This window comes from Serratia sp. BNK-4, from assembly GCF_048685115.1.
Taxonomy (GTDB): Bacteria; Pseudomonadota; Gammaproteobacteria; order Enterobacterales; family Enterobacteriaceae; genus Serratia; species Serratia bockelmannii.
In genome coordinates, this window is record NZ_JBLQTM010000001.1 from 1654886 (window position 1) to 1674072 (window position 19187).

19 protein-coding genes, 2 tRNA genes, 1 other RNA gene and 1 pseudogene are annotated in these 19187 nt (G+C 56.7%); 14 read left to right on the forward strand and 9 right to left on the reverse strand.

The genetic code is table 11. The features are described 5' to 3' along the window. Nucleotides 1-89: 89 nt before the first annotated feature. The 4 genes from ACMGGW_RS07975 to ACMGGW_RS07990 form a co-directional block, all read right to left on the reverse strand. Complete coding sequence (locus tag ACMGGW_RS07975) at nt 90-731, reverse strand: DUF2971 domain-containing protein (protein ID WP_071826111.1); 642 nt, start codon at nt 729-731, stop codon at nt 90-92. A 194-nt stretch (nt 732-925) separates the two neighbouring features. Continuing rightward, nucleotides 926-1045, reverse strand: a non-coding RNA gene (locus ACMGGW_RS07980) — RtT sRNA. Nucleotides 1046-1091: 46 nt separating this feature from the next. Beyond that, nucleotides 1092-1181, reverse strand: a tRNA-Ser gene (locus ACMGGW_RS07985). A gap of 288 nt (nt 1182-1469) precedes the next feature. Further along, nucleotides 1470-1559, reverse strand: a tRNA-Ser gene (locus ACMGGW_RS07990). Between the two features lie 447 nt (nt 1560-2006). Between ACMGGW_RS07990 and ACMGGW_RS07995 the strand changes: the two genes are divergently transcribed. The 6 genes from ACMGGW_RS07995 to ACMGGW_RS08020 all read left to right on the forward strand — a co-directional run bounded on the left by ACMGGW_RS07995 (nt 2007) and on the right by ACMGGW_RS08020 (nt 8904). Beyond that, a complete protein-coding gene (locus ACMGGW_RS07995; RefSeq protein WP_025302437.1) occupies nt 2007-3473 on the forward strand; it encodes a peptide MFS transporter in 1467 nt (488 codons plus the stop codon). Nucleotides 3474-3599: 126 nt separating this feature from the next. Then, entirely contained in the window at nt 3600-4541 is a 942-nt protein-coding gene (gene ghrA, locus ACMGGW_RS08000; protein WP_043141640.1) for a glyoxylate/hydroxypyruvate reductase GhrA, read from the forward strand. 90 nt (nt 4542-4631) lie between these two features. Continuing rightward, nucleotides 4632-5369 carry a phosphatase gene (locus tag ACMGGW_RS08005; RefSeq protein ID WP_025302439.1) on the forward strand — a complete coding sequence of 246 codons (738 nt, stop codon included), beginning with the start codon at nt 4632-4634 and terminating at the stop codon, nt 5367-5369. Between the two features lie 42 nt (nt 5370-5411). Further along, nucleotides 5412-5990, forward strand: a complete 579-nt coding sequence (locus tag ACMGGW_RS08010; RefSeq protein WP_197832176.1) for a molecular chaperone TorD family protein — start codon at nt 5412-5414, stop codon at nt 5988-5990. Nucleotides 5991-6148: 158 nt separating this feature from the next. Continuing rightward, nucleotides 6149-6802 (forward strand): tellurite resistance TerB family protein, encoded by a 654-nt coding sequence (locus ACMGGW_RS08015; protein WP_089196517.1) that lies wholly within the window; start codon nt 6149-6151, stop codon nt 6800-6802. 68 nt (nt 6803-6870) lie between these two features. Then, complete coding sequence (locus ACMGGW_RS08020; RefSeq protein WP_049209421.1) at nt 6871-8904, forward strand: S9 family peptidase; 2034 nt, start codon at nt 6871-6873, stop codon at nt 8902-8904. Nucleotides 8905-8939: 35 nt separating this feature from the next. On the opposite strand, the gene exoX is transcribed toward ACMGGW_RS08020, so the two are convergent. Further along, on the reverse strand, nt 8940-9608 hold the full coding sequence (exoX, locus tag ACMGGW_RS08025; RefSeq protein ID WP_004928833.1) for an exodeoxyribonuclease X: 669 nt from the start codon (nt 9606-9608) through the stop codon (nt 8940-8942). Nucleotides 9609-9634: 26 nt separating this feature from the next. Further along, nucleotides 9635-10381, reverse strand: coding sequence for a carbon-nitrogen hydrolase family protein (locus tag ACMGGW_RS08030; protein WP_049209422.1), 747 nt, complete (start codon nt 10379-10381; stop codon nt 9635-9637). A gap of 369 nt (nt 10382-10750) precedes the next feature. Here ACMGGW_RS08030 and dksA point away from each other — a divergent pair, with 369 nt between their 5' ends. Continuing rightward, nucleotides 10751-11176 (forward strand): RNA polymerase-binding protein DksA, encoded by a 426-nt coding sequence (gene dksA / locus ACMGGW_RS08035; protein ID WP_043141630.1) that lies wholly within the window; start codon nt 10751-10753, stop codon nt 11174-11176. Nucleotides 11177-11180: 4 nt separating this feature from the next. Here the strand turns inward: dksA and ACMGGW_RS08040 are convergent, their stop codons facing one another. Beyond that, nucleotides 11181-12077, reverse strand: a complete 897-nt coding sequence (locus ACMGGW_RS08040) for a LysR family transcriptional regulator (RefSeq protein WP_043141627.1) — start codon at nt 12075-12077, stop codon at nt 11181-11183. A 148-nt stretch (nt 12078-12225) separates the two neighbouring features. Between ACMGGW_RS08040 and ACMGGW_RS08045 the strand changes: the two genes are divergently transcribed. Together ACMGGW_RS08045 and pip are read left to right on the forward strand one after the other, a co-directional pair. Continuing rightward, nucleotides 12226-12621, forward strand: a complete 396-nt coding sequence (locus ACMGGW_RS08045) for a RidA family protein (RefSeq protein WP_049203470.1) — start codon at nt 12226-12228, stop codon at nt 12619-12621. A gap of 156 nt (nt 12622-12777) precedes the next feature. Then, complete coding sequence (gene pip, locus ACMGGW_RS08050) at nt 12778-13731, forward strand: prolyl aminopeptidase (protein ID WP_025302447.1); 954 nt, start codon at nt 12778-12780, stop codon at nt 13729-13731. A 30-nt stretch (nt 13732-13761) separates the two neighbouring features. Here the strand turns inward: pip and ACMGGW_RS08055 are convergent, their stop codons facing one another. Further along, complete coding sequence (locus ACMGGW_RS08055; RefSeq protein WP_025302448.1) at nt 13762-13992, reverse strand: DNA polymerase III subunit theta; 231 nt, start codon at nt 13990-13992, stop codon at nt 13762-13764. Nucleotides 13993-14337: 345 nt separating this feature from the next. On the opposite strand from ACMGGW_RS08055, the gene ftnA reads away from it, so the two are divergent. The 4 genes from ftnA (at nt 14338) to ACMGGW_RS08075 (ending at nt 16859) form a co-directional block, all read left to right on the forward strand. Continuing rightward, nucleotides 14338-14856, forward strand: coding sequence for a non-heme ferritin (gene ftnA / locus ACMGGW_RS08060; RefSeq protein WP_025302449.1), 519 nt, complete (start codon nt 14338-14340; stop codon nt 14854-14856). Nucleotides 14857-15180: 324 nt separating this feature from the next. After that, nucleotides 15181-15564, forward strand: coding sequence for a CopC domain-containing protein YobA (gene yobA, locus ACMGGW_RS08065; protein WP_025302450.1), 384 nt, complete (start codon nt 15181-15183; stop codon nt 15562-15564). Nucleotides 15565-15566: 2 nt separating this feature from the next. Continuing rightward, complete coding sequence (gene copD / locus ACMGGW_RS08070; RefSeq protein WP_025302451.1) at nt 15567-16448, forward strand: copper homeostasis membrane protein CopD; 882 nt, start codon at nt 15567-15569, stop codon at nt 16446-16448. Nucleotides 16449-16517: 69 nt separating this feature from the next. Then, a complete protein-coding gene (locus ACMGGW_RS08075) occupies nt 16518-16859 on the forward strand; it encodes a YebY family protein (RefSeq protein ID WP_025302452.1) in 342 nt (113 codons plus the stop codon). Between the two features lie 351 nt (nt 16860-17210). On the opposite strand, the pseudogene ACMGGW_RS08080 reads toward ACMGGW_RS08075, so the two are convergent. Continuing rightward, nucleotides 17211-17402: pseudogene (locus ACMGGW_RS08080) on the reverse strand (tyrosine-type recombinase/integrase); the annotation flags it as partial. Between the two features lie 77 nt (nt 17403-17479). On the opposite strand from ACMGGW_RS08080, the gene ACMGGW_RS08085 reads away from it, so the two are divergent. Then, entirely contained in the window at nt 17480-18538 is a 1059-nt protein-coding gene (locus ACMGGW_RS08085; protein WP_197832175.1) for an acyltransferase family protein, read from the forward strand. The last annotated feature ends 649 nt before the right edge of the window (nt 18539-19187 follow it).

Sequence of the window (19187 nt, forward strand, 5' to 3'; positions counted from 1 at the left end):
AAAGCTATTCAATAGTTCTATTGAGTTTTTCTATTCTGTGTTTTATTTACAATGCTTCTATTTATCTATTGTAGGGGTTGTATATAATGCTAAGTACGCGTGCTTTTATTCCTTTTATCCCAGACAATACGGAAGGTTTTAAATGCTGGCCTTGTCATCTTTACGACAACACTCTTGTTTGCACTGCTATATGAAGAAGTAATATCTTGATATGTTAGCTTAGATTTACAGCCGATATAAATCTCTTTAAGTACGATGTCAGTGTCAAACTCTTTAAATCTTATGCCGTTACTATCTTCAGGGAAATTACAATTCTTAATTATTAATCTTCTTTCTTTCTCGTAATTCCAGTGGCTAAATTTAGTAGTGAGTATCTTTTTGTTAAATTCTGATTCTTCTATTGTTTTTTTCAATAGGCGTTCGGAAACATATTTGACTTTTTGGAGGAGTTCTTCTTGGATCTCGAACCCGAGACAAACACCTTTGTGATTATCGCCGTAATGGGCCCACTGAACTGGGTTATATTTATCTTCACTAAAGCATATTAACCCATATTCTTCGGATATTTTATTTTTCTCAAAATTTGCAGCATTCCGTACTTTTTTATCACCTAATTCGACACCTAGTAGCTCAAATGGATCATTGACATTTAAAAAGTTTGATATCTTTAATCGTTTATGCTTGAGATTATCAATTCCATACTTTGCTGATGTGAAGTAATAAACAATCATATTTTTATTTATAACCTTATACCGTGTTTTGCGGAAATTTTGAATGGTTGCAGCTTGTTCTTGTCGCTACGTATTGCGGTAATTTATACTAGTTGCGCATGACTCTGTTTGAACACCAATTTTCTATCTGGCGATTAGTATACAATCATAAACAAAAAAGTCTGAGCTTTCGCTCAGGCTTTCTCGTTAGAATATGGCGGTGAGGGAGGGATAGATTCGCTGCGCTCACCCTGCGGGCCGCCGTTGGCGGTCCAAAACGCGGGCGTTTTGTCGAACCCTGTCGAGGATTCTCACCCTCCCGGTCGGTGCGCTATGCAAACAAAAAAGCCTAAACGTGAGTTCAGGCTTCTTCGTAGAATATGGCGGTGAGGGAGGGATTCGAACCCTCGATACACTTTCGCGTATACACACTTTCCAGGCGTGCTCCTTCAGCCACTCGGACACCTCACCATATTTTTTGTTGCGAAATCATCGCTGCAACGGGGCGCTACTATAGGGAGTGGGGCCGATCCGGTCAAGAATAATTTCTGTGTTTTTGTTCGTCCGCTCAAGCCGTGTGCACTTTGCTGAAAACTGCGGCGAACGGTAGGGCAGAAGCCATGAAAGGGTGAGAAAATCAGAAGTAAGGCTCGTGGATAACCGGCGGAAATGGGAAACACGGTTGCTGAGGGGGGGAGATGCGCAGAGCGCCATGCAAAAAAAAAGCCTGGACGCGAATCCAGGCTTTCTCTTTAAATTTGGCGGTGAGAGAGGGGTTCGAACCCTCGATACACTTTCGCGTATACACACTTTCCAGGCGTGCTCCTTCAGCCACTCAGACACCTCACCGTTTTGTTGTCGATAACGCTTTGCGCTGTCGACGGGCGCTAATGTAGGAGAATCTGATCTCAGCGTCAACCCTCTTATTTCATTCTCATGACTGTTTAGCCAAACTTGCAGCAATTTGCTGATTTACCGAACGATATTCCCACTCGTGGCCACACGTGGGCAGGGTAGACCGCAGTCGGAATCCATAAAAGACGATTGTTTGACCTTTTTCTGTACAGGTAGCTCAATATATCGCCACTGACGTTAGGTTGTCTGCTGTTATATGCATTAATACTGGATTATTAGTCAGATGTGTCGCTAAATGGAATTGTGTCGGCGCGGCGTTTTTGGCAAGGAACATCACAACGCCGCGCAGATTGCCGGGTGACAGGCCGGCGATATCGCAGACAGGGACAGACTCATTACATAATAATGCAGTAGAGGTTCGTTTTGACTCCTTCAGATGCCATGCCGGCGCCGCAAGCGCGCCATGCCATTCCCCCCGGTGCGGGGGCGCTGTTCTTCATCCAGATCTTCGCCACGCTGGGTTTCGCCGTACTCTATTCCACGCTGGTGCTGTACGCCACCAAGCGGCTGGGCTTCAACGAAAGCAGCGCCAACGCCATGATGGGCGTGTTCGGCGCCTTCAACTATGGCCTGCACATGTTCGGCGGCTATCTCGGCGGCCGTTTCCTCAGCAACCGCAACCTGTTCGTGCTCGGCATGGTGCTGCAGGTGATCGGCTGCGCGCTGATTGCCGTCGCGGGCGTGTGGGGGCTGTACTGGGGGCTGGCGATGTTCCTGACCGGCAGCGGCCTTAACGTGACCTGCATTAATATGATGCTGACGCAGCGTTTCAAGCCGGACGATGATCGGCGCGAATCGGCCTTCCTGTGGAACTACGCCGGCATGAACCTCGGGTTCTTCGTCGGCTTTACCGTCGCCGGTTATTTCCAACTGACGGAAAACTACCGCGCGCTGTTCCTGTTTGCCACGCTGGGCAACGCGGCGGCGATTATCGTCGCCGTCTGCCGTTGGCGCATTCTGGCCGATCTCAATACGCCGCTGCACGATGCCAGCCGCAGCCAATACCGTTGGCGCATGCTGGTCGGGCTGGCGGTGCTGGTAGCGCTGGTGCCGATCATCCGCGTGATGCTGACCCACGCCGAGTTCAGCGGCCATTTCGTGATTGTGCTCGGCGCGCTGATCTTCCTGATGCTGTGCGTCGTGACGCTGCGCCACCATCCGCGCGATGAGCGCCGCAGAATGGCGGCTTATCTGATCCTGGCGCTGGGCTCGCTGGTGTTCTGGGCGCTGTACCAGCTGGCGCCGATGGGGCTGATGCTGTTCTCCGAGCACAACATCAATCTGAACGTTTACGGCATTCAGGTGGCGCCGCAGTGGATCCAGAACATCAACACGCTGGTGATCGTGGTGGGCGGCCCGCTGCTGGCCTGGTGGTTCAATCGCCTGCGCGCTCGCGGTTGCAACATCGACATTCCGCTGCAGTTCTCCGGATCGCTGTTCTGTATCGGGCTCGGCATGCTGGTGCTGCCGCTGGGCATCAGCATGGTGGGCGGCGACGGGCTGGTGGCGTTTAAATGGATCGTCATCAGCTATGTGCTGCAAAGCGTTGGCGAATTGATGATCTCGCCGATCGGTTACGCGATGATCGGCAAGCTGGCGCCGCCGCGCTATCAGGGCGTGATGATGGGCTGCTGGATGATGGTGACCGGCGTCGCTTCGGTGTTGGCGGGCTACGTCTCCGGCCTGATGCCGGAAAACAGCGGCAACACGCCGCTGCAAACCAATCCCGGCTACAGCGAAATCTTCAGCGCGCTGGGCTGGGGGGCGACGGGCGTCGGCGTGGCGATGCTGATTCTCATTCCGCTGCTGCGGCGCCTTATCCGGCGCGACGGCCCGTCTGCCGCCTGATTGGCGAGTATGCGCAACAGCCCCACTGGTCGGGGCTGTTTTTATTTTGGGCTTTAACGCTTGCATCCGGCGGCGAATCGCGGAAGGCTGGAGGAAAACCAATAAAAACAAACGGGAGCCCGCAGTATGAACATCATTTATTACCACCCCTTGTTTAACGCCCAGGAATGGCTGGCCGGCATCAAGCAACGCCTACCGCAGGCCGAGATCCGCGAGTGGCAGCGCGGCGACGAGCGGCCAGCCGATTACGCGCTGGTGTGGCGCCCGCCGCACGAAATGCTGGCCAACCGCCGCGATCTGAAAGCGGTGTTCGCCCTCGGCGCCGGCGTCGATGCCATTCTTGATCAGGAGCGCAAACACCCCGGCACGCTGCCCGCCGGCGTGCCGCTGCTGCGGCTGGAGGATACCGGCATGGCGCAGCAGATGCAGGAATATGCGCTGAGCTATGTACTGCGCTATTTCCGCCGTTTCGACGAGTATCAGGCGCTGCAGCAGCGGCAGGAATGGCAGCCGCTCGATCCTCACTCGCTGGATGATTTCACCATCGGCATCCTCGGCGCCGGCGTGCTGGGGCAGAGCGTGGCGCGCAAGCTGACCGAGTTTGGCTTTCGCGTGCGCTGCTGGAGCCGCAGCGCCAAACAGATCGACGGCGTGCAAAGTTTCGCCGGGGAGGCGCAGCGCGCGGCCTTCCTCGACGGCGTCAAACTGCTGATCAACCTGCTGCCCAATACGCCGGAGACCGTCGGCATCCTCAACCGCGAGCTGTTCGCGCAGTTGAGCACGGGCGCCTATCTCATCAACATCGCGCGCGGCGCACACCTGGTGGAGGCCGATCTGCTGGCGGCGCTCGAGCAGGGGCAGCTGGCCGCCGCCACGCTGGACGTGTTCACCCGCGAGCCGCTGCCGCAGGATCACCCGTTCTGGCGTCATCCGCGTGTCACCATAACCCCGCATATTGCTGCCATCACGTTGCCGCAGCAGGCGATGGATCAGATCGCCGCCAACATCCGCGCGCTGGAGGCGGGGCACACCCCGGCCGGCGTGGTCGACAGGCAGCGGGGTTACTGATCCTTCAGCCGCCGTTCGGTAACTGATAAGCTGTTATCGTCATCGCGCCTGCCCGTACCTTTGCGGGCGGGCCCTCTGGAAGGAGAAACAATGTACCCCGTTGATTTGCACATGCACACCGTCGCCAGCACCCACGCTTACAGCACGCTGCACGATTACATCGCCGAAGCCCAGCAGAAGGGCATCAAGCTGTTCGCCATCACCGATCACGGCCCGGACATGGCCGATGCGCCGCACTACTGGCACTTTATGAACATGCACGTCTGGCCGCGCCGGGTGAACGGCGTGGGCATCTTGCGCGGTATCGAAGCCAACATCAAAAACCTACAGGGCGACATCGACTGCACCGGCCCGATGTTGACCGCCACCGACGTGATCATCGCCGGTTTCCACGAGCCGGTGTTTGCGCCGCAGGATAAAGCGTCCAATACTGAAGCGATGATCGCCGCGATGGCGCAGGGGGACGTGCATATCATCAGCCACCCCGGCAACCCACGTTATCCGATCGACATTCCCGCCGTCGCGGCGGCGGCGGCCAAATACGAGGTGGCGCTGGAGCTGAATAACTCGTCGTTCACCCACTCCCGCAAGGGCAGCGAGGCCAACTGCCGGGCGATCGCCGCCGCCGTGCGCGATGCCGGCGGTTGGTTGGCGCTGGGTTCGGATTCGCACGTTGCCTTTTCGCTGGGTAACTTTGAGCACTGCGAGCGCATCATCGACGAGGTGGGCTTCCCGCAGGAGCGCATTCTCAACGTCAGCCCGCGCCGGCTGCTGGATTTTCTCGAACGGCGCGGCAAGCCGGCGATTGCGGAATTGGCCGATTTGTGACATCGTCCCGGCAAAATTTTCCGTATTGAATAAGGCTTTATCATGAATGAGTTTTCGATTGTCTGCCGCGTGCTGGGTACGCTGTTCTACCGCCAGCCGCAGGATCCGCTGCTGGTGCCGCTGTTTGCGCTGATCAAAGAGGGCAAGCTGCAGCAGCACTGGCCGCTGGAGCAGGATGACCTGCTGAAGCGCCTGCAGCAGGGCTGCGATGTCAACCAACTGGCGACCGACTTCAACGCGATGTTCGTCGGCAGCGAGTGCAGCGTGTCGCCGTTCCGCTCCGACTACGTCGAAGGCGCCAGCGAAGCGGAAGTGCGCACCTTCTTGCAGCAGCGCGGCATGCCGCTGGCGGAGGCACCGGCCGACCATTTCGGCCAGCTGTTGCTGGCGGCGTCCTGGCTGGAAGATCAGTCGCAGGAAGATGAAGCACAGACGCAGATCGCGCTGTTCGACGAGTTCCTGTTGCCGTGGTGCGGCCGTTTCCTCGGTAAAGTGGAAGCGCACGCCACCACCGGTTTCTACCGCACGCTGGCGCTGATGACTCGTGACGCCATCCAGGCGATGCGCGACGAGCTGGCGGAGTACGAGCAGGACGACGAAGCGGGCGACGAAGACGCGTAACGCCGCAGCTTATCCCGGCGGGCCGTCCGGCCCGCCGATCCGCTAAACACAGGTTTGCATCCCCCAGACGTAAATTGACAAAAGATCCCCTAATCTGGCGGTTTACCGTCGGTTCGGCCGCGCCTGCGCGCCGCGTTTTTTCACGCAAGGGGTAGATGATGAAAAGTAACTGGATGCAGCAGATTCAAACGTTGATCGGGCAGAAGGCCGGCGCGATAGGCGGGGCGGAAGGCATCGGCAAGCTGCTGGCGCCCACGGCGCTGGGCGGCCTGGTCGGCGTGCTGTTGGCCAACAAGTCCTCGCGCAAGCTGGTGGGCAAGTTCGGCAAGAATGCGCTGATTATCGGTGGCAGCGCGGCGGTGGGCGCAGTGCTGTGGAACAAGTACAAACAGCGGGTGAAAGAGACCCATCAGGACGAACCGCAGTTCGGTTTGCAAACCACGCCGGTGGATCTGCGCGCCAAACGCCTGGTGCAGGCGCTGGTGTTTGCCGCCAAGAGCGACGGCCATATCGATGCCGACGAGCAGCGTGCCATCGATCACAGCCTGGCGCAGTTGCAGGTGGGGGAAGAGGCGCAGGGTTGGGTACAGGAAGCGCTCGATCAGCCGCTCAACCCGGAATTGATCGCCCGCAGCGTGCAAAACGAAGACGAGGCGCTGGAGGTTTATTACCTGAGCTGTCTGGTGATCGACGTCGATCATTTTATGGAGCGCGGCTATCTCGATGCGTTGGCACAGGCGCTGAAGATCCCGGCGGACGTCAAGCAGGGCATCGAGAGCGACGTCAACGAGAAAAAGCGCGAGCTGGCGTAGCGCCGCTTGGCAAGCCGGGGGGAATCGTGTCACTCTTGCCGCAATCTATGTAAGCGGATGATTTAGCAATGATGACCCCACCGAAAGCGGAAAAACGTCCTTATCCCATCACTATCCACGGCGACACGCGCGTGGATGACTACTACTGGCTGCGCGACGATGAGCGCGCAGACCGCCAGGTGCTGGACTACCTGCAGGCGGAGAACGCCTATACCGATGCGATGCTGAAGCCACAGCAGGCGCTGCGTGAAACCCTGTACGAAGAGATGGTGGCGCGTATCCCGCAGCAGGAACATTCGGTGCCTTATGTGCGCCACGGCTATCGCTATCAGACGCGCTACGAGCCGGGCAACGAATACGCGATTTCCGTGCGCCAGCCTCAGGCCGAGAGTGAGCACTGGGAGGTGCTTATTGACGGCAACCAGCGCGCCGAGAATCACGAGTTTTATACCCTGGGCGGGCTGGACGTCAGCCCAGACAACCAGCGGCTGGGGGTGGCGGAGGATTTCCTGTCGCGCCGCCAGTATGACATTCGCTTCAAGAACCTGGCCGACGGCAGCTGGGCCGACGAAGTGCTGGAAAACACCTCCGGCAGCTTCGAGTGGGCCAACGACTCCTCGACGGTCTACTACGTGCGCAAGCACGCCAAGACGCTGCTGCCGTATCAGGTCTATCGCCACGTGGTGGGCAGCGATCCGCAGCAGGACGAGCTGATCTACGAAGAGCGGGACGATACCTTTTACGTCGGGCTGGAGAAGACCACCTCCGAGCGCTTTATCCTGATCCACCTGAGCAGCACCACCACCTCGGAGATCCTGCTGCTGGATGCCGATCGCGCGGACGCCAAGCCGCAGCTGTTCGTGCCGCGCCGCAAGGATCACGAGTACGCCATCGATCACTATCACCAGCATTTCTATATTCGCTCCAACAAGGACGGCAAGAACTTCGGCCTGTACCAAAGCGAACAGGCGGATGAAGCGCAGTGGCAGACGCTGATCGCCCCGCGCGGCGACGTCATGCTGGAGGGCTTCAGCCTGTTCCGTGATTGGTTGGTGGTGGAAGAGCGTAATGCCGGCCTGACGCTGCTGCGCCAGATCCACTGGCAAAGCGGCGAAGAGAAGCGCATCGCCTTCGACGATCCGACCTACACCACCTGGCTGGCGTATAACCCGGATCCGGAGACCGCGCTGCTGCGCTACGGCTATTCGTCGATGACCACCCCGACCACGCTGTACGAGCTGAACATGGACAGCGGCGAGCGGACGATGCTCAAACAGCAGGAAGTGAAGAACTTCACGCCAGAAAACTACCGCAGCGAGCGGGTGTGGGTGAAGGCGCGCGACGGCGTCGAAGTGCCGGTCTCGCTGGTGTATCGCCAGGACAGCTTCCAGCGCGGCACCAACCCGCTGATGGTGTATGGCTACGGATCTTACGGCAGCAGTATGGATCCGGCGTTCAGCGCCAGCCGCCTGAGCCTGCTGGATCGCGGTGTCGTGTTCGCGCTGGCGCACATTCGCGGCGGCGGTGAGCTGGGGCAGCTGTGGTATGAAGACGGTAAACTGTTCAACAAGCAGAACACCTTCAACGATTTTATCGACGTGACCGAAACGCTGATCGCCCAGGGGTACGGCGACGGTAAGCGGGTGTTCGCGATGGGCGGCAGCGCCGGCGGTCTGCTGATGGGCGCGGTGATCAACCAAGCGCCGCAGTTGTTCCACGGCGTGGTGGCGCAGGTGCCGTTCGTCGACGTGGTGACCACCATGCTGGATGAGTCCATCCCGCTGACCACCGGCGAATACGACGAGTGGGGCAACCCGAACGAGCAGGCCTATTACGACTACATCAAACAGTACAGCCCGTACGATCAGGTGAAGGCGCAGGAGTACCCGCATCTGCTGGTGACCACCGGTCTGCACGATTCGCAGGTGCAGTATTGGGAGCCGGCCAAGTGGGTGGCCAAGCTGCGCGAGCTGAAAACCGACGATCGGCAGCTGCTGTTGTATACCGACATGGATGCCGGCCACGGCGGAAAATCCGGCCGTTTCAAGGCCTATGAGGATATTGCACTGGAGTACGCCTTCATTCTGGCGCTGGCGGAGTAACGGCATTCGGCGGGCGGCCTGCGCCGCCCGCCGTGTTAGCCGATCAGATAGTATTTCAGCGTGTGCTTCATGTCCGGGCTCAGATCGTCGATGGATTTCAGCATCCAGCGCAGATAGCCAGGATCTTCCTGGGCGATGCGATCAATCTCCTGCCCGCGATACTTGCCGAACTTGAACTTCTTCAGCAGCACCGGCTGTTCGGTGATCTGCACCATTTGCTCCGGCGTCCAGCCCGAATCCTTGATGATGCGTTGCAGCAGCGCGGCGGTGACGTAGCAGTCATACAGCGCGCGGTGCGGGTACAGCGTGGCGTCTGCCGGCAGCTGCACGTCCAGATTCAGCGCGTAGCGCAGATACTGGTTGCCGTACTTGATGTCTGGATACAGCGTGCGCGCCAGCTTGAGGGTGCAGATCCAGGCGCCGTTCATCTCCGGCAACACCCCGCGATCGAAGGCGGCGTTGTGCGCCACATAGTAGGGGCTGCCCTGATAGCGGCCGATCGCCACCGCAATGCGCGGTTTGCCTTCCACCATCTGTTCGGTGATGTGATGAATCGCCATCGCGTCGAGGCTGATGGGGCGATCCGGGCTGACCAGATCGCTCATCGGGTTGGTTAACTGGCCGTCGAGCAGATCGAGGGAGGCCACTTCCACCACGCCGCCGTCCAGCCCGCAGGTCTCGGTATCTATTACGCGTAACGTCATGTTTTCCTCCGCGTTGCCGTCAGGCTTCAGCTTAACCGGCACAGGCGGCCGTGCCAACCGTCGCGGGTCTTGTCGGCGATGATAAGACCAGGGGCGTCATCCGGTGCGGCAACCAAAAGCGCTCCCGTTTCATCCCAGATGGCGCTGCGGCCTGCCGGGATCCAGCCTCCGGTCGGCGCCGCATGGTTGGCCATCAGCGTGACCATGCCATAACGACGGGCATAGCCTGCCAGCGCGGCGCTGTCTTTCGCGTAACCGGCTTCAGATACCAGCACGCCGGCGGCATAAATCTGCGCACCCGCCAGCGCGGCGGCGCTTGCGTGGCCGGCTTGCGAGGTGTCGGCGCAGATAGCCAGCGCGATGCGTTGCCGATGTATTTCCAGCAGCGTGCCGCCATTACCGGGCAAGAACCGTTGTTGTTCCGCGCCGTGCAGATGTTGCTTGGTATAGGCGGCCACCGCGCCGTTGGGGTGAAAGATCAAGGCGGCGATATGCAGCGCCTGGCCGCTGCGCAAGGGCGCGCCGACGATGATCGTCATCTGATGCGATTGCGCCGCCGCAGCGAGCGGTTGCAGACGCGGATCGCCCAGCGTCAGCGCCAGTTCGGCAGCATCGGCCAGCTCATAGCCGCTTAGCGACAGTTCGGGAAAAACCAGCAGTTGCACCTGCTGTTCGGCTGCCTGCGCGACAAATTCAAGGTGACGTTCAAGGTTGCAGGCGATATTGGCCGCAGCGGCGGGGTATTGGGCTGCGGCGAGGGTAAAGCAGGGCATTGGCCATCTCTCCAGTGAGGCAATAAAAAACCCGCCTTGGCGGGTTTAATGACGGATGGAAGGACGCTTACTCACCAGACGGATGCGCTTTTTTGGCGCGTTTCTCCGCACGTTTCTCTGCTGGGGTTTTCAACGGCTTCTTCTTCGCATTTTTTTTGCTATCCATTCCCTTACTCATGATGGCCTCTCGTTACCTATGATTGGGTGGCTTGCTCAGCCATTAACCGCCTAAAGCCGACAGGATGCAAGCGACAAAGTGCCAGTAGTGTGTAACTGGCTGTTTGCACGTGAAATTTTGTTTTTGGATGACCGGGTGCTTAAAATAATTATTATGTTATAATATTACACTTTTAGGGTTCGGAGAACGCAATGACAGTGATGACATTACCGGATGCGCAGCAACTGCTGGCCATGCCGGATTCTGATTACATGAACTCGGTTCAACGGGCTTTTTTCCGCCAGCTGCTGCAGGATGAGCGGCAAAAACTGCTGCTGCACATCGATGAGCTGAAGAAGGCGATCGACAGCGGCGAAGCGACGGGCGATGAAGCCGACAAGGCGGCGCGCGAAGAAGAGCTGCGCCTGTTGTTCCGCCAGTTGGATCGCGAAAGCCGCCTGCTGCCGAAAATCGATGCGGCGCTGGCGCGGTTGCAGAACGGCGAGTACGGCTACTGCCGGGAAACCGGCGAACCTATCGGGCTGGCGCGTCTGTTGCTGCGCCCGACGGCGGAGCTGAGCATCGAGGCGAAAACCGCGCAGGAGATGCGCGAGCCGCATATGCGCAAAGGCGGGTAAGGTTTCAGCCGCCGAGCGTATCCACCAAGAGATCGAGAAAGCGCCTGACGCGGGGTTCCAGCAGGCGCTTATTCGGATAGAGCGCCACAATCCTGACTTCTTCACCCTCCACGGCGCGCAGCACCTGCTGCAGACGACCGGCGGCCAAATCCTCCGCAATCATAAACTCCGGCAGATACGCGATGCCCAACCCGGCCAAGGCCGCATCGTGCAGCGCTTCTCCGCTGTCCAGCCGCAGGCGGCCGCGAACTGGGGCCTTGACCCATTCGCCGCGCTCGTCACGCAGCCGCCAGGGCTGTTTTTGGTTGCGGCTGCTGAACAGCAGAGCCTCGTGCCCGGCGAGCGACTCGACGGTATGCGGTTCGCCACGGGCGGCGAGGTAGGCGGGGGAGGCGCACAGCAGGGCGCGATACCTGGCGAGGGTTCTGGACACCAGCCGGGTATCCGGCGCCGTGACGCCGATCCGTACTGCCAAATCAAATCCTTCTTCCACGACATCCGCCAGGCGATCGGAAAAACTGATCTCCACCTGCACCTCAGGCCAGGCGACGAGAAATTTCGGCACCAGCGGCAACAGGATCCGTCTGCCGAAGGCGGAAGGGGCGGTCAACCGCAGCACTCCGCGTGCGGTGCCCTTGTCGCCGGCCACGCTGGCCTCGGCATCGTCGACCGAAGCGAGGATCTGCAGGCCACGTCGATAAAACTCTCGTCCCTCGTCGGTCAGGCCAAGCGAACGCGTGGTGCGATGCAACAGCCGCACGCTCAGCCGCTGCTCCAGACGCGCGATGGCCTTGCCCGCCGCCGAACGCGATAGCCCCATCGTCTGTCCGCCGGCGACAAAACTGCCGGCGTCGACGACGGCCATGAAAACCTGAATGTCATTGAGATTCGCCCGTAGCATGCTGCCCTCCGAGAACCGGTGAAAAGACAATAAATTTAACATATTCAATATATTAAATGCATTGTCAACGTCGTTTCAGTGACGACATCCATTCGCCAATCAAACGATTATAGTCGTCATGGAAACGATAAACGGTTGGAGAAACAGCATGAAAAATGGCATTACGCACTACCACCACGGGGTCATTTGGGAAGAGGAGAATGGCGTGTCCCAAGGCTATCGCGTCAAGGATACCCTCTACATCTCTGGGCAGTTTTCCCATGATATGCAGGGGGAGTTTGTCGGTGCGGGCGATATCGAACGGCAAACCCAACAGACGTTGGACAATCTGGATCGGGTATTGGCGGGATTCGGTGCCGAACGTTCGAACCTGGCGTATGTGGAGATCTACCTGACCGATGTACTGGCGCACTTTGAACCGTGCGTTGCGTTGTTCAAGCGCTATGTCGGCGATCACCGGCCCGCCGGTTCGCTGATCGGCGTCACCGGGCTGGCTTCGCCCGAGCAATTGGTGGAGATCAGTGCGATCGCGCACCTTAACTGATCGGGCCTGTGGGCGTTTTGCAGCCAGGTCGATGTGATTTTGAGCAAACGCGCGCCGAGTTCTCGGCGCGCGTTCGAGTTTTCGGGTTTTACCGTTGACCTGCCGGGCGGCTTCCGCTTTGATGAAAGCATGACTCACAGAGAGACGGAAAGCGCCATGGAACAATTACGAGGTTTGTACCCGCCGTTAGCGGCATACGACAGCGGTTGGCTGGACACTGGGGATGGCCACCGGATCTACTGGGAGCTGAGCGGTAACCCGAACGGTAAACCGGCGGTCTTCATTCACGGTGGACCGGGTGGCGGTATCTCCCCGCATCATCGTCAACTGTTCGATCCCGAACGCTACAAGGTGCTGCTGTTCGATCAGCGCGGTTGCGGCCGTTCCCGCCCGCACGCCAGCCTGGACAACAATACCACCTGGCACTTGGTGGCCGATATCGAGCGGTTGCGCGAAATGGCCGGCGTCGAGCAGTGGCTGGTGTTCGGCGGCTCCTGGGGGTCTACGCTGGCGCTCGCCTATGCGCAGACCCACCCGGAGCATGTCAGTGAAATGGTGCTGCGCGGCATCTTCACCCTGCGCAAGCAGGAGCTGCATTGGTATTACCAGGACGGCGCTTCGCGCTTCTTCCCGGACAAATGGGAGCGCGTGCTGTCCATCCTATCGGATGACGAGCGTCAAGACGTGATCGCCGCCTACCGGCAGCGGCTGACCTCGGCCGATCCGCAGGTGCAGCTTGAAGCGGCCAAGCTGTGGAGCGTGTGGGAAGGGGAGACGGTCACGCTGTTGCCGAGCCGTGAATCTGCTTCGTTTGGCGAGGATGATTTCGCGCTGGCGTTCGCCCGTATTGAAAACCACTACTTCACGCATCTGGGCTTCCTGGAGAGCGACGACCAGCTGCTGCGTAACGTGCCGCTGATCCGCCATATTCCGGCGGTGATTGTCCACGGCCGCTATGACATGGCCTGCCAGGTGCAGAACGCCTGGGATCTGGCCAAGGCCTGGCCGGAGGCGGAGCTGCATATCGTGGAAGGGGCGGGGCATTCGTATGATGAGCCGGGTATTTTGCACCAGCTGATGATCGCCACCGACCGGTTCGCCGGCAAGTGACGCAAAAACCCGCCGTAATGGCGGGTTTTGTTATTTGACCTTCGGCTCGTACGGCAGGCGCGAAAATCGGTGGGATTCCGCGCGGTAGTGCGCCACGCGCTCGCGAAAATAGTCGCGCAGCAGCTCCGGCTGCTCGCGCTCTACCACTTCCGGGATCACCGGCATGTTGTAGCGCTCTTTGTACGCCACGCCTGAGGCGGCGAGATCCACGTTCACCCTGTCCATCTCTTCTTTGGACAACTCGGCCAGATTGTAACCCACGCTATGCTCCTTACTTACTTTGCCGCATTGAATCTGCGCAGAAGGTAATCCACCCGGCGGCGCTTGGCAAGCCCGTTGCGCCGCCGTCGCGGGCGATATTTATCCAGCAGTAATGCAATCTATTTATTCTTTTAAATAAGAATGATTCGCCTTATGATTAAAATAAAAGATGAAAATAATTATCATGTTAATTCTCGATGTATTGGTGGGTATTTTAATTTATTGATATTTATGGTTTTTATAATTAATGTGATTTGAGTGTAAATAAGGTGTTTTTATTTTTACGGCAGCAGGGCATAATGCGCGGAAATTAAATTCATGACCTGCAAAATAAAAGGAATCATTATGCTGACGCAAGAAATGACTCAAAAGCTGAATGAGCAACTGAATCTGGAGTTCTACTCCGCCAACCTGTACCTGCAGATGAGCGCATGGTGCAGCGATAAAGGCTTTGAAGGCGCCGCCGCATTTCTTAAAGAGCACTCTCAGGAAGAGATGCAGCATATGCAACGCCTGTTCGACTACCTGAGCGACACCGGCTCTCTGCCGCTGCTGGGCAGCATCGCCGCGCCGCCGGTGGCGTTCGAATCGCTGGCGGACGTGTTCCAGCAGACCTACGAACACGAACAGCTGATCACCCGGCAGATCAACGAACTGGCGCACGCCGCCATGACCGCACACGATTACTCCACCTTCAACTTCCTGCAGTGGTACGTGGCGGAGCAGCATGAAGAAGAGAAACTGTTCAAATCCGTGCTGGATAAGCTGGCGCTGGTGGGCACCAGCGGCAAAGGCTTGTTCTTCATCGACAAAGATCTGAAGAAAATGGGCGCGATGGGCCAGGGCGGCAACGGCCAGGCTTAATCTGCACCAGAACATCGAAAAACCGCGCGCGGGCGAGCCTGACGCGCGGTTTTTTTTACCCTGCGTTTATCGCGGTTATGCGGCGATACGTGCTGCCGGATCGCAAAATGCCAGTGATGCGCTCGACTTGCTGAGGCGTGGTCGTTATGATTTACCGCGATACGCTACAGGGATGGTAGAGTCAAAACAGCGGGTTAGCCGATATAACCCGTTTTTCTGTTTACCCGTGGCGCAATCACTTGCGGTGGGTTGGGGCCGCTGATACATCGCCTTGGCTGTGGCCTTAACCCTTATGACCCTCTTTTACTGTTAAGGGATACCACTGTGATCGGTAAAATTCGTTCCTCCTGTCGCTTGCTTTCCACCGTTTTCGTCCTGTTCGTTGGCCTTTCTTCACAGCAAGCCTTGGCGCACGCTCACCTGAAAGTGGAAACGCCGAAGGCCGACGCCAGCGTCAGCCCGGCGCCGAAGGCGCTGACTCTCAGCTTCTCCGAAGGCATCGAGCCGAACTTCAGCGGCGTGAAAATCACCGGCCCGGACAACGCCGTGGTGAAAACCGGCAAGCTGCAGCTCGATCCGAACAATAACACCCAGGTCAACGTGCCGATCGACGGCGAGCTGAGCGCGGGCAAATACAACGTCAGCTGGCATGTGGTGTCGGTCGACGGGCATAAAACCAAAGGCCAGTACAGCTTCACCGTAAACTGATCGTGACTCTGGCGACCCTGTTCGTTCTGTGTCGCTTGGTGCACTTTGCGGCGGTGATGCTGATGTTCGGCATCAGTCTGTTCACCGCCTTATTGTCACCGCAGCGCCTCTCCCCGATCCTCTCCCGCGATGTGCGCCCGCTGCTGCTTGCCGGCACCTGGGCTGCCGGGCTTTCCGCCGTGGCGCTGCTGGCTATTCAGGCCGGGCAGATGGGCGACGGTTGGCAAGACGCTTGGCGGCTGGAGATTTGGTGGGCGGTGCTCGGCACCACCTTCGGCGAAGTGTGGCGCTGGCATCTGGGCCTGTCGCTGCTGGCGATCCTGAGCCTGCTGCTGCCGGAGCGGCCGCGCGCGCAGGCGTTGGCGCTGTGTTCGGCGCTGCTGCTGGTGAGCCTGGCGTTTATCGGCCACGCGGCGATGCACGAAGGCACGTTGGGCGCGCTGCACCGCGCCAACCATGCGATACACCTGCTGGCCGCCGGTTACTGGTTCGGCAGCCTGGTGCCGCTGCTGGTTTGCCTGCGCTACCTGCAGCCGCCGCAGTGGCGCAGCGACGCCATCACCACGCTGATCCGTTTCTCGCGCTGGGGGCACCTGGCGGTGGCGGCGGTGATCGTCACCGGCATCGTCAACAGCCTGATCATTCTCGGTGGTTGGCCGCTTAACCTCAGCTCGCCTTATCAGCGCCTGCTGCTGATTAAAACCGCACTGGTGGCGCTGATGGTGATGGTGGCGCTGGCCAATCGCTACGCTATCGTGCCGGCAATGAGCCGCGTGCCGGCGCTGGCGCAGCGCGGCGTGGTGCTGGCCTGCTGGCTCGAAGTCGGGCTGGGGATGGCGGTGCTGCTGCTGGTCAGTTTATTTGCAACCTATGCGCCGGTATGACATTTCAGCTTGCCGCAGGCCGGCAAGCTGCGGGAAAATCGACGCGAATAGCAACCTTAAGGCCAACACATGAAATCGGTATTACTCGGCATTACGCTGCTGGCAACCGCGACCGGCGCGCTGGCGGCAGACAAACTGGTGAACATCACTAAACTGGAGTACGGCAAACAGTGGGCGTTCACCAAGGAAGAAGTGACGCTGCAATGCCGCAGCGGCGGCGCGCTGTTCGTGCTCAACAACAGCACCTTGATGCAATACCCGCTCAACGATGCAGCGGAGCAGCAGGTGAAGAAGGGCCATCAGCGTGCGCAGCCGCTGGAGGTGCTCCTGCTGGACGACCCTGCCGAACCGGGGAAAAAAATGAGTCTGGCGCCGTTCATTGAACGCGCCGAGAAGCTGTGCGCTGACTAACCGCTTGTTTGTCAACGCCTTGCCCAACGTGCGCGGATTGATGCGCATTTGCCGCATAGTTATTTCGTCACGAAACTATCACGCGGCCGCCGGGCGGCTGGCAAAACTGGCGCGGTAGGCTACTCTTAAAGTGCACGGCTGAACAAGCCCTGCATTAAATGCCAACTTTTAGCGCACGGCTCTCTCCCAAGAGCCATTTCCCTAGACCGAATATAGGAATCGTATTCGGTCTTTTTTTGTGTGATTGATTTATAAGTCTTTTTTTGAAAAAATCGGAATTACTCGAAATTTACTCGAATTTTGATATTCGGTTTTTTACAGCATCACGTACTCCTTCCCCCTCGTTTTAAGCTATTTCAGCGTCTTCATTTCCGTTGTATGCCCCAGCAGCTTTTGGGCAAATGCCTTGTCGTTCTGCTTTTCGTACAGGCGGCCGGACAGGTTTCGGATCTCGTGGAACGTCGGCGGGCTTGCCTGAAATTCCAAACCTGATGCTTTCCGCGCGGCGATAAACTTTTCCGTTAGCCCGTTGGGATGGATTGAGTTACTCCTATGTTCCGATAGGTTGGTAATCTGCTGGTAGGTGGCTTATCATTGCGTCAATAACTAAAGGAAATGACATGTCTCAGCGCAATGATATTATTGACTTTTTTAGAGGTGTAGCGGTTATGCTCGTTACCGCCTTTCACCTTTTCCTATGGTCCGGTTCTTTAGGCCGACCGCTACCATTCGGCTTCGATGTGATGGGGCTTTTTGGTAACGGGTGGATCGGCGTTGGAATGTTTTTTGTAATTTCAGGCTATTGTATGGCTGGGTCAAGTGGAAAAGCATTTTCAAGTGGCTTTTCAGCAAAGAAGTATGGCATCTATTTTTTAAAAAGATACTTGCGGATAGCTATTCCATTTTACATATCAATCGCGGTTTGGTTTGTTCTAATTCGAGGTTTTGGCATTGCAACAAAACCTACAGGGGTCTTTGATGTAATATCCCATGCTTTATTTATTCACAATTTTTCAGAAAAGACATTTTTCTCAATTAGTGGGGTTTATTGGTCGCTCGCTGTTGAGATGCAGTTTTATTTAATTCTCCCTGCTCTGGTTGTTTTATTTACCACTGTTTTGGGAAGGGTTTTTTTGTTGGTCAGTGTGTTTGCTGTTAGTATTTTGATTAATGTTTACAGTGAGAATCAATTGTTAACATGGGGCATTCCATCTTACCTTTCACTTTTCGTTTTGGGGTGGCTTTGCGCCATATATCAAAACAGAATAGGTTCATTTATAAGAAAATTGAAAGCTCAATGGACATTGATCGCGTTATTTGTATTGCTTCTTTTCTACAAAGGGCATGGCTTTAATAACAAGATTAAACTGTATGAAATGTTGATTTCATCGGTTTTTGCATTGTTAATGGTATCACTTATTAATCGGTTCTCAGGAAAGCGTGTGCCGCACGTTGTGCGCAGTGTAGCATTTGTAGGGAAGTGCTCGTTTTCTATTTATTTGTATAACTATATTTTCTGGGCGCTAGACAGAACCGACTTAACCCCGGTTAAGTTGTTTATGGCTTTTGCTTTCGTGATAGGATTTGGCATCTTAATGTATCTAGCCGTTGAAAGGCAATCAGAGAAATTAAGAAAAAAAACCATAAGAAAGGCAGAGGTTAAATTTGCAGTGCAATAAATAAAAAAATCAATGTAAGCCCTGGGTAATTCGGGGCTTTTTTATCCGCGTCCCAATTATAACAACCATTTCATAATCTGAATTATTTCGGGGGGCCATCTATGTCATCTGAAGGATTGCCCGTGGATGGCGTCGTTGGCAAAAACATTATGCTGGGAGCCCGCTGTACGCAACAAGCAACAGACGAAGCAAAGAGTAGCTAGTCTGCAGATAGCGCAGCTCAGTCGACTGATGCCGCGTTTAAGTTTAGTCGTGAGGCGAAAGTAGTAGCAGTGGGAGTATCTGACGATGCAGATCGCGCTGAGGGGGGCGCAAAATTGCTAAGAACATCGCGGACGCCAATACCTACTTTTGAGCTCCTCTCTGATTTAGCACTGCACTGATTTTGGGATAGGGTCAATGGTTATCAGGAACCCGCATTAGGACTAGTACGACAATGGGGACGGTCAACTGTAACCACGGATGCACAGGAACCTTAGCATCACATCACCAGGAAATAATTCTCGTAATGGTGTATTTGGGGACGAGCGAACTTCGGATAGACAGGCCATGCTAGTAATGGTGATGTGTTGCTAACACCTCGATAAATGTGACGCTTGAAGTATTTTGAAGTTGACATTTTGTTATCTATCATTAAATTATTGGCTCT

What these genes read in the sequence shown, in the direction of transcription:
- ACMGGW_RS07975 (WP_071826111.1), bottom strand. Translation starts at nt 731, where the DNA reads ATGATTGTTTATTACTTCACATCAGCAAAGTATGGAATTGATAATCTC.
- ACMGGW_RS07995 (WP_025302437.1), top strand. Translation starts at nt 2,007, where the DNA reads ATGCCGGCGCCGCAAGCGCGCCATGCCATTCCCCCCGGTGCGGGGGCG.
- ghrA (WP_043141640.1), top strand. Translation starts at nt 3,600, where the DNA reads ATGAACATCATTTATTACCACCCCTTGTTTAACGCCCAGGAATGGCTG.
- ACMGGW_RS08005 (WP_025302439.1), top strand. Translation starts at nt 4,632, where the DNA reads ATGTACCCCGTTGATTTGCACATGCACACCGTCGCCAGCACCCACGCT.
- ACMGGW_RS08010 (WP_197832176.1), top strand. Translation starts at nt 5,412, where the DNA reads ATGAATGAGTTTTCGATTGTCTGCCGCGTGCTGGGTACGCTGTTCTAC.
- ACMGGW_RS08015 (WP_089196517.1), top strand. Translation starts at nt 6,149, where the DNA reads ATGAAAAGTAACTGGATGCAGCAGATTCAAACGTTGATCGGGCAGAAG.
- ACMGGW_RS08020 (WP_049209421.1), top strand. Translation starts at nt 6,871, where the DNA reads ATGATGACCCCACCGAAAGCGGAAAAACGTCCTTATCCCATCACTATC.
- exoX (WP_004928833.1), bottom strand. Translation starts at nt 9,608, where the DNA reads ATGACGTTACGCGTAATAGATACCGAGACCTGCGGGCTGGACGGCGGC.
- ACMGGW_RS08030 (WP_049209422.1), bottom strand. Translation starts at nt 10,381, where the DNA reads ATGCCCTGCTTTACCCTCGCCGCAGCCCAATACCCCGCCGCTGCGGCC.
- dksA (WP_043141630.1), top strand. Translation starts at nt 10,751, where the DNA reads ATGACAGTGATGACATTACCGGATGCGCAGCAACTGCTGGCCATGCCG.
- ACMGGW_RS08040 (WP_043141627.1), bottom strand. Translation starts at nt 12,077, where the DNA reads ATGCTACGGGCGAATCTCAATGACATTCAGGTTTTCATGGCCGTCGTC.
- ACMGGW_RS08045 (WP_049203470.1), top strand. Translation starts at nt 12,226, where the DNA reads ATGAAAAATGGCATTACGCACTACCACCACGGGGTCATTTGGGAAGAG.
- pip (WP_025302447.1), top strand. Translation starts at nt 12,778, where the DNA reads ATGGAACAATTACGAGGTTTGTACCCGCCGTTAGCGGCATACGACAGC.
- ftnA (WP_025302449.1), top strand. Translation starts at nt 14,338, where the DNA reads ATGCTGACGCAAGAAATGACTCAAAAGCTGAATGAGCAACTGAATCTG.
- ACMGGW_RS08075 (WP_025302452.1), top strand. Translation starts at nt 16,518, where the DNA reads ATGAAATCGGTATTACTCGGCATTACGCTGCTGGCAACCGCGACCGGC.
- ACMGGW_RS08085 (WP_197832175.1), top strand. Translation starts at nt 17,480, where the DNA reads ATGTCTCAGCGCAATGATATTATTGACTTTTTTAGAGGTGTAGCGGTT.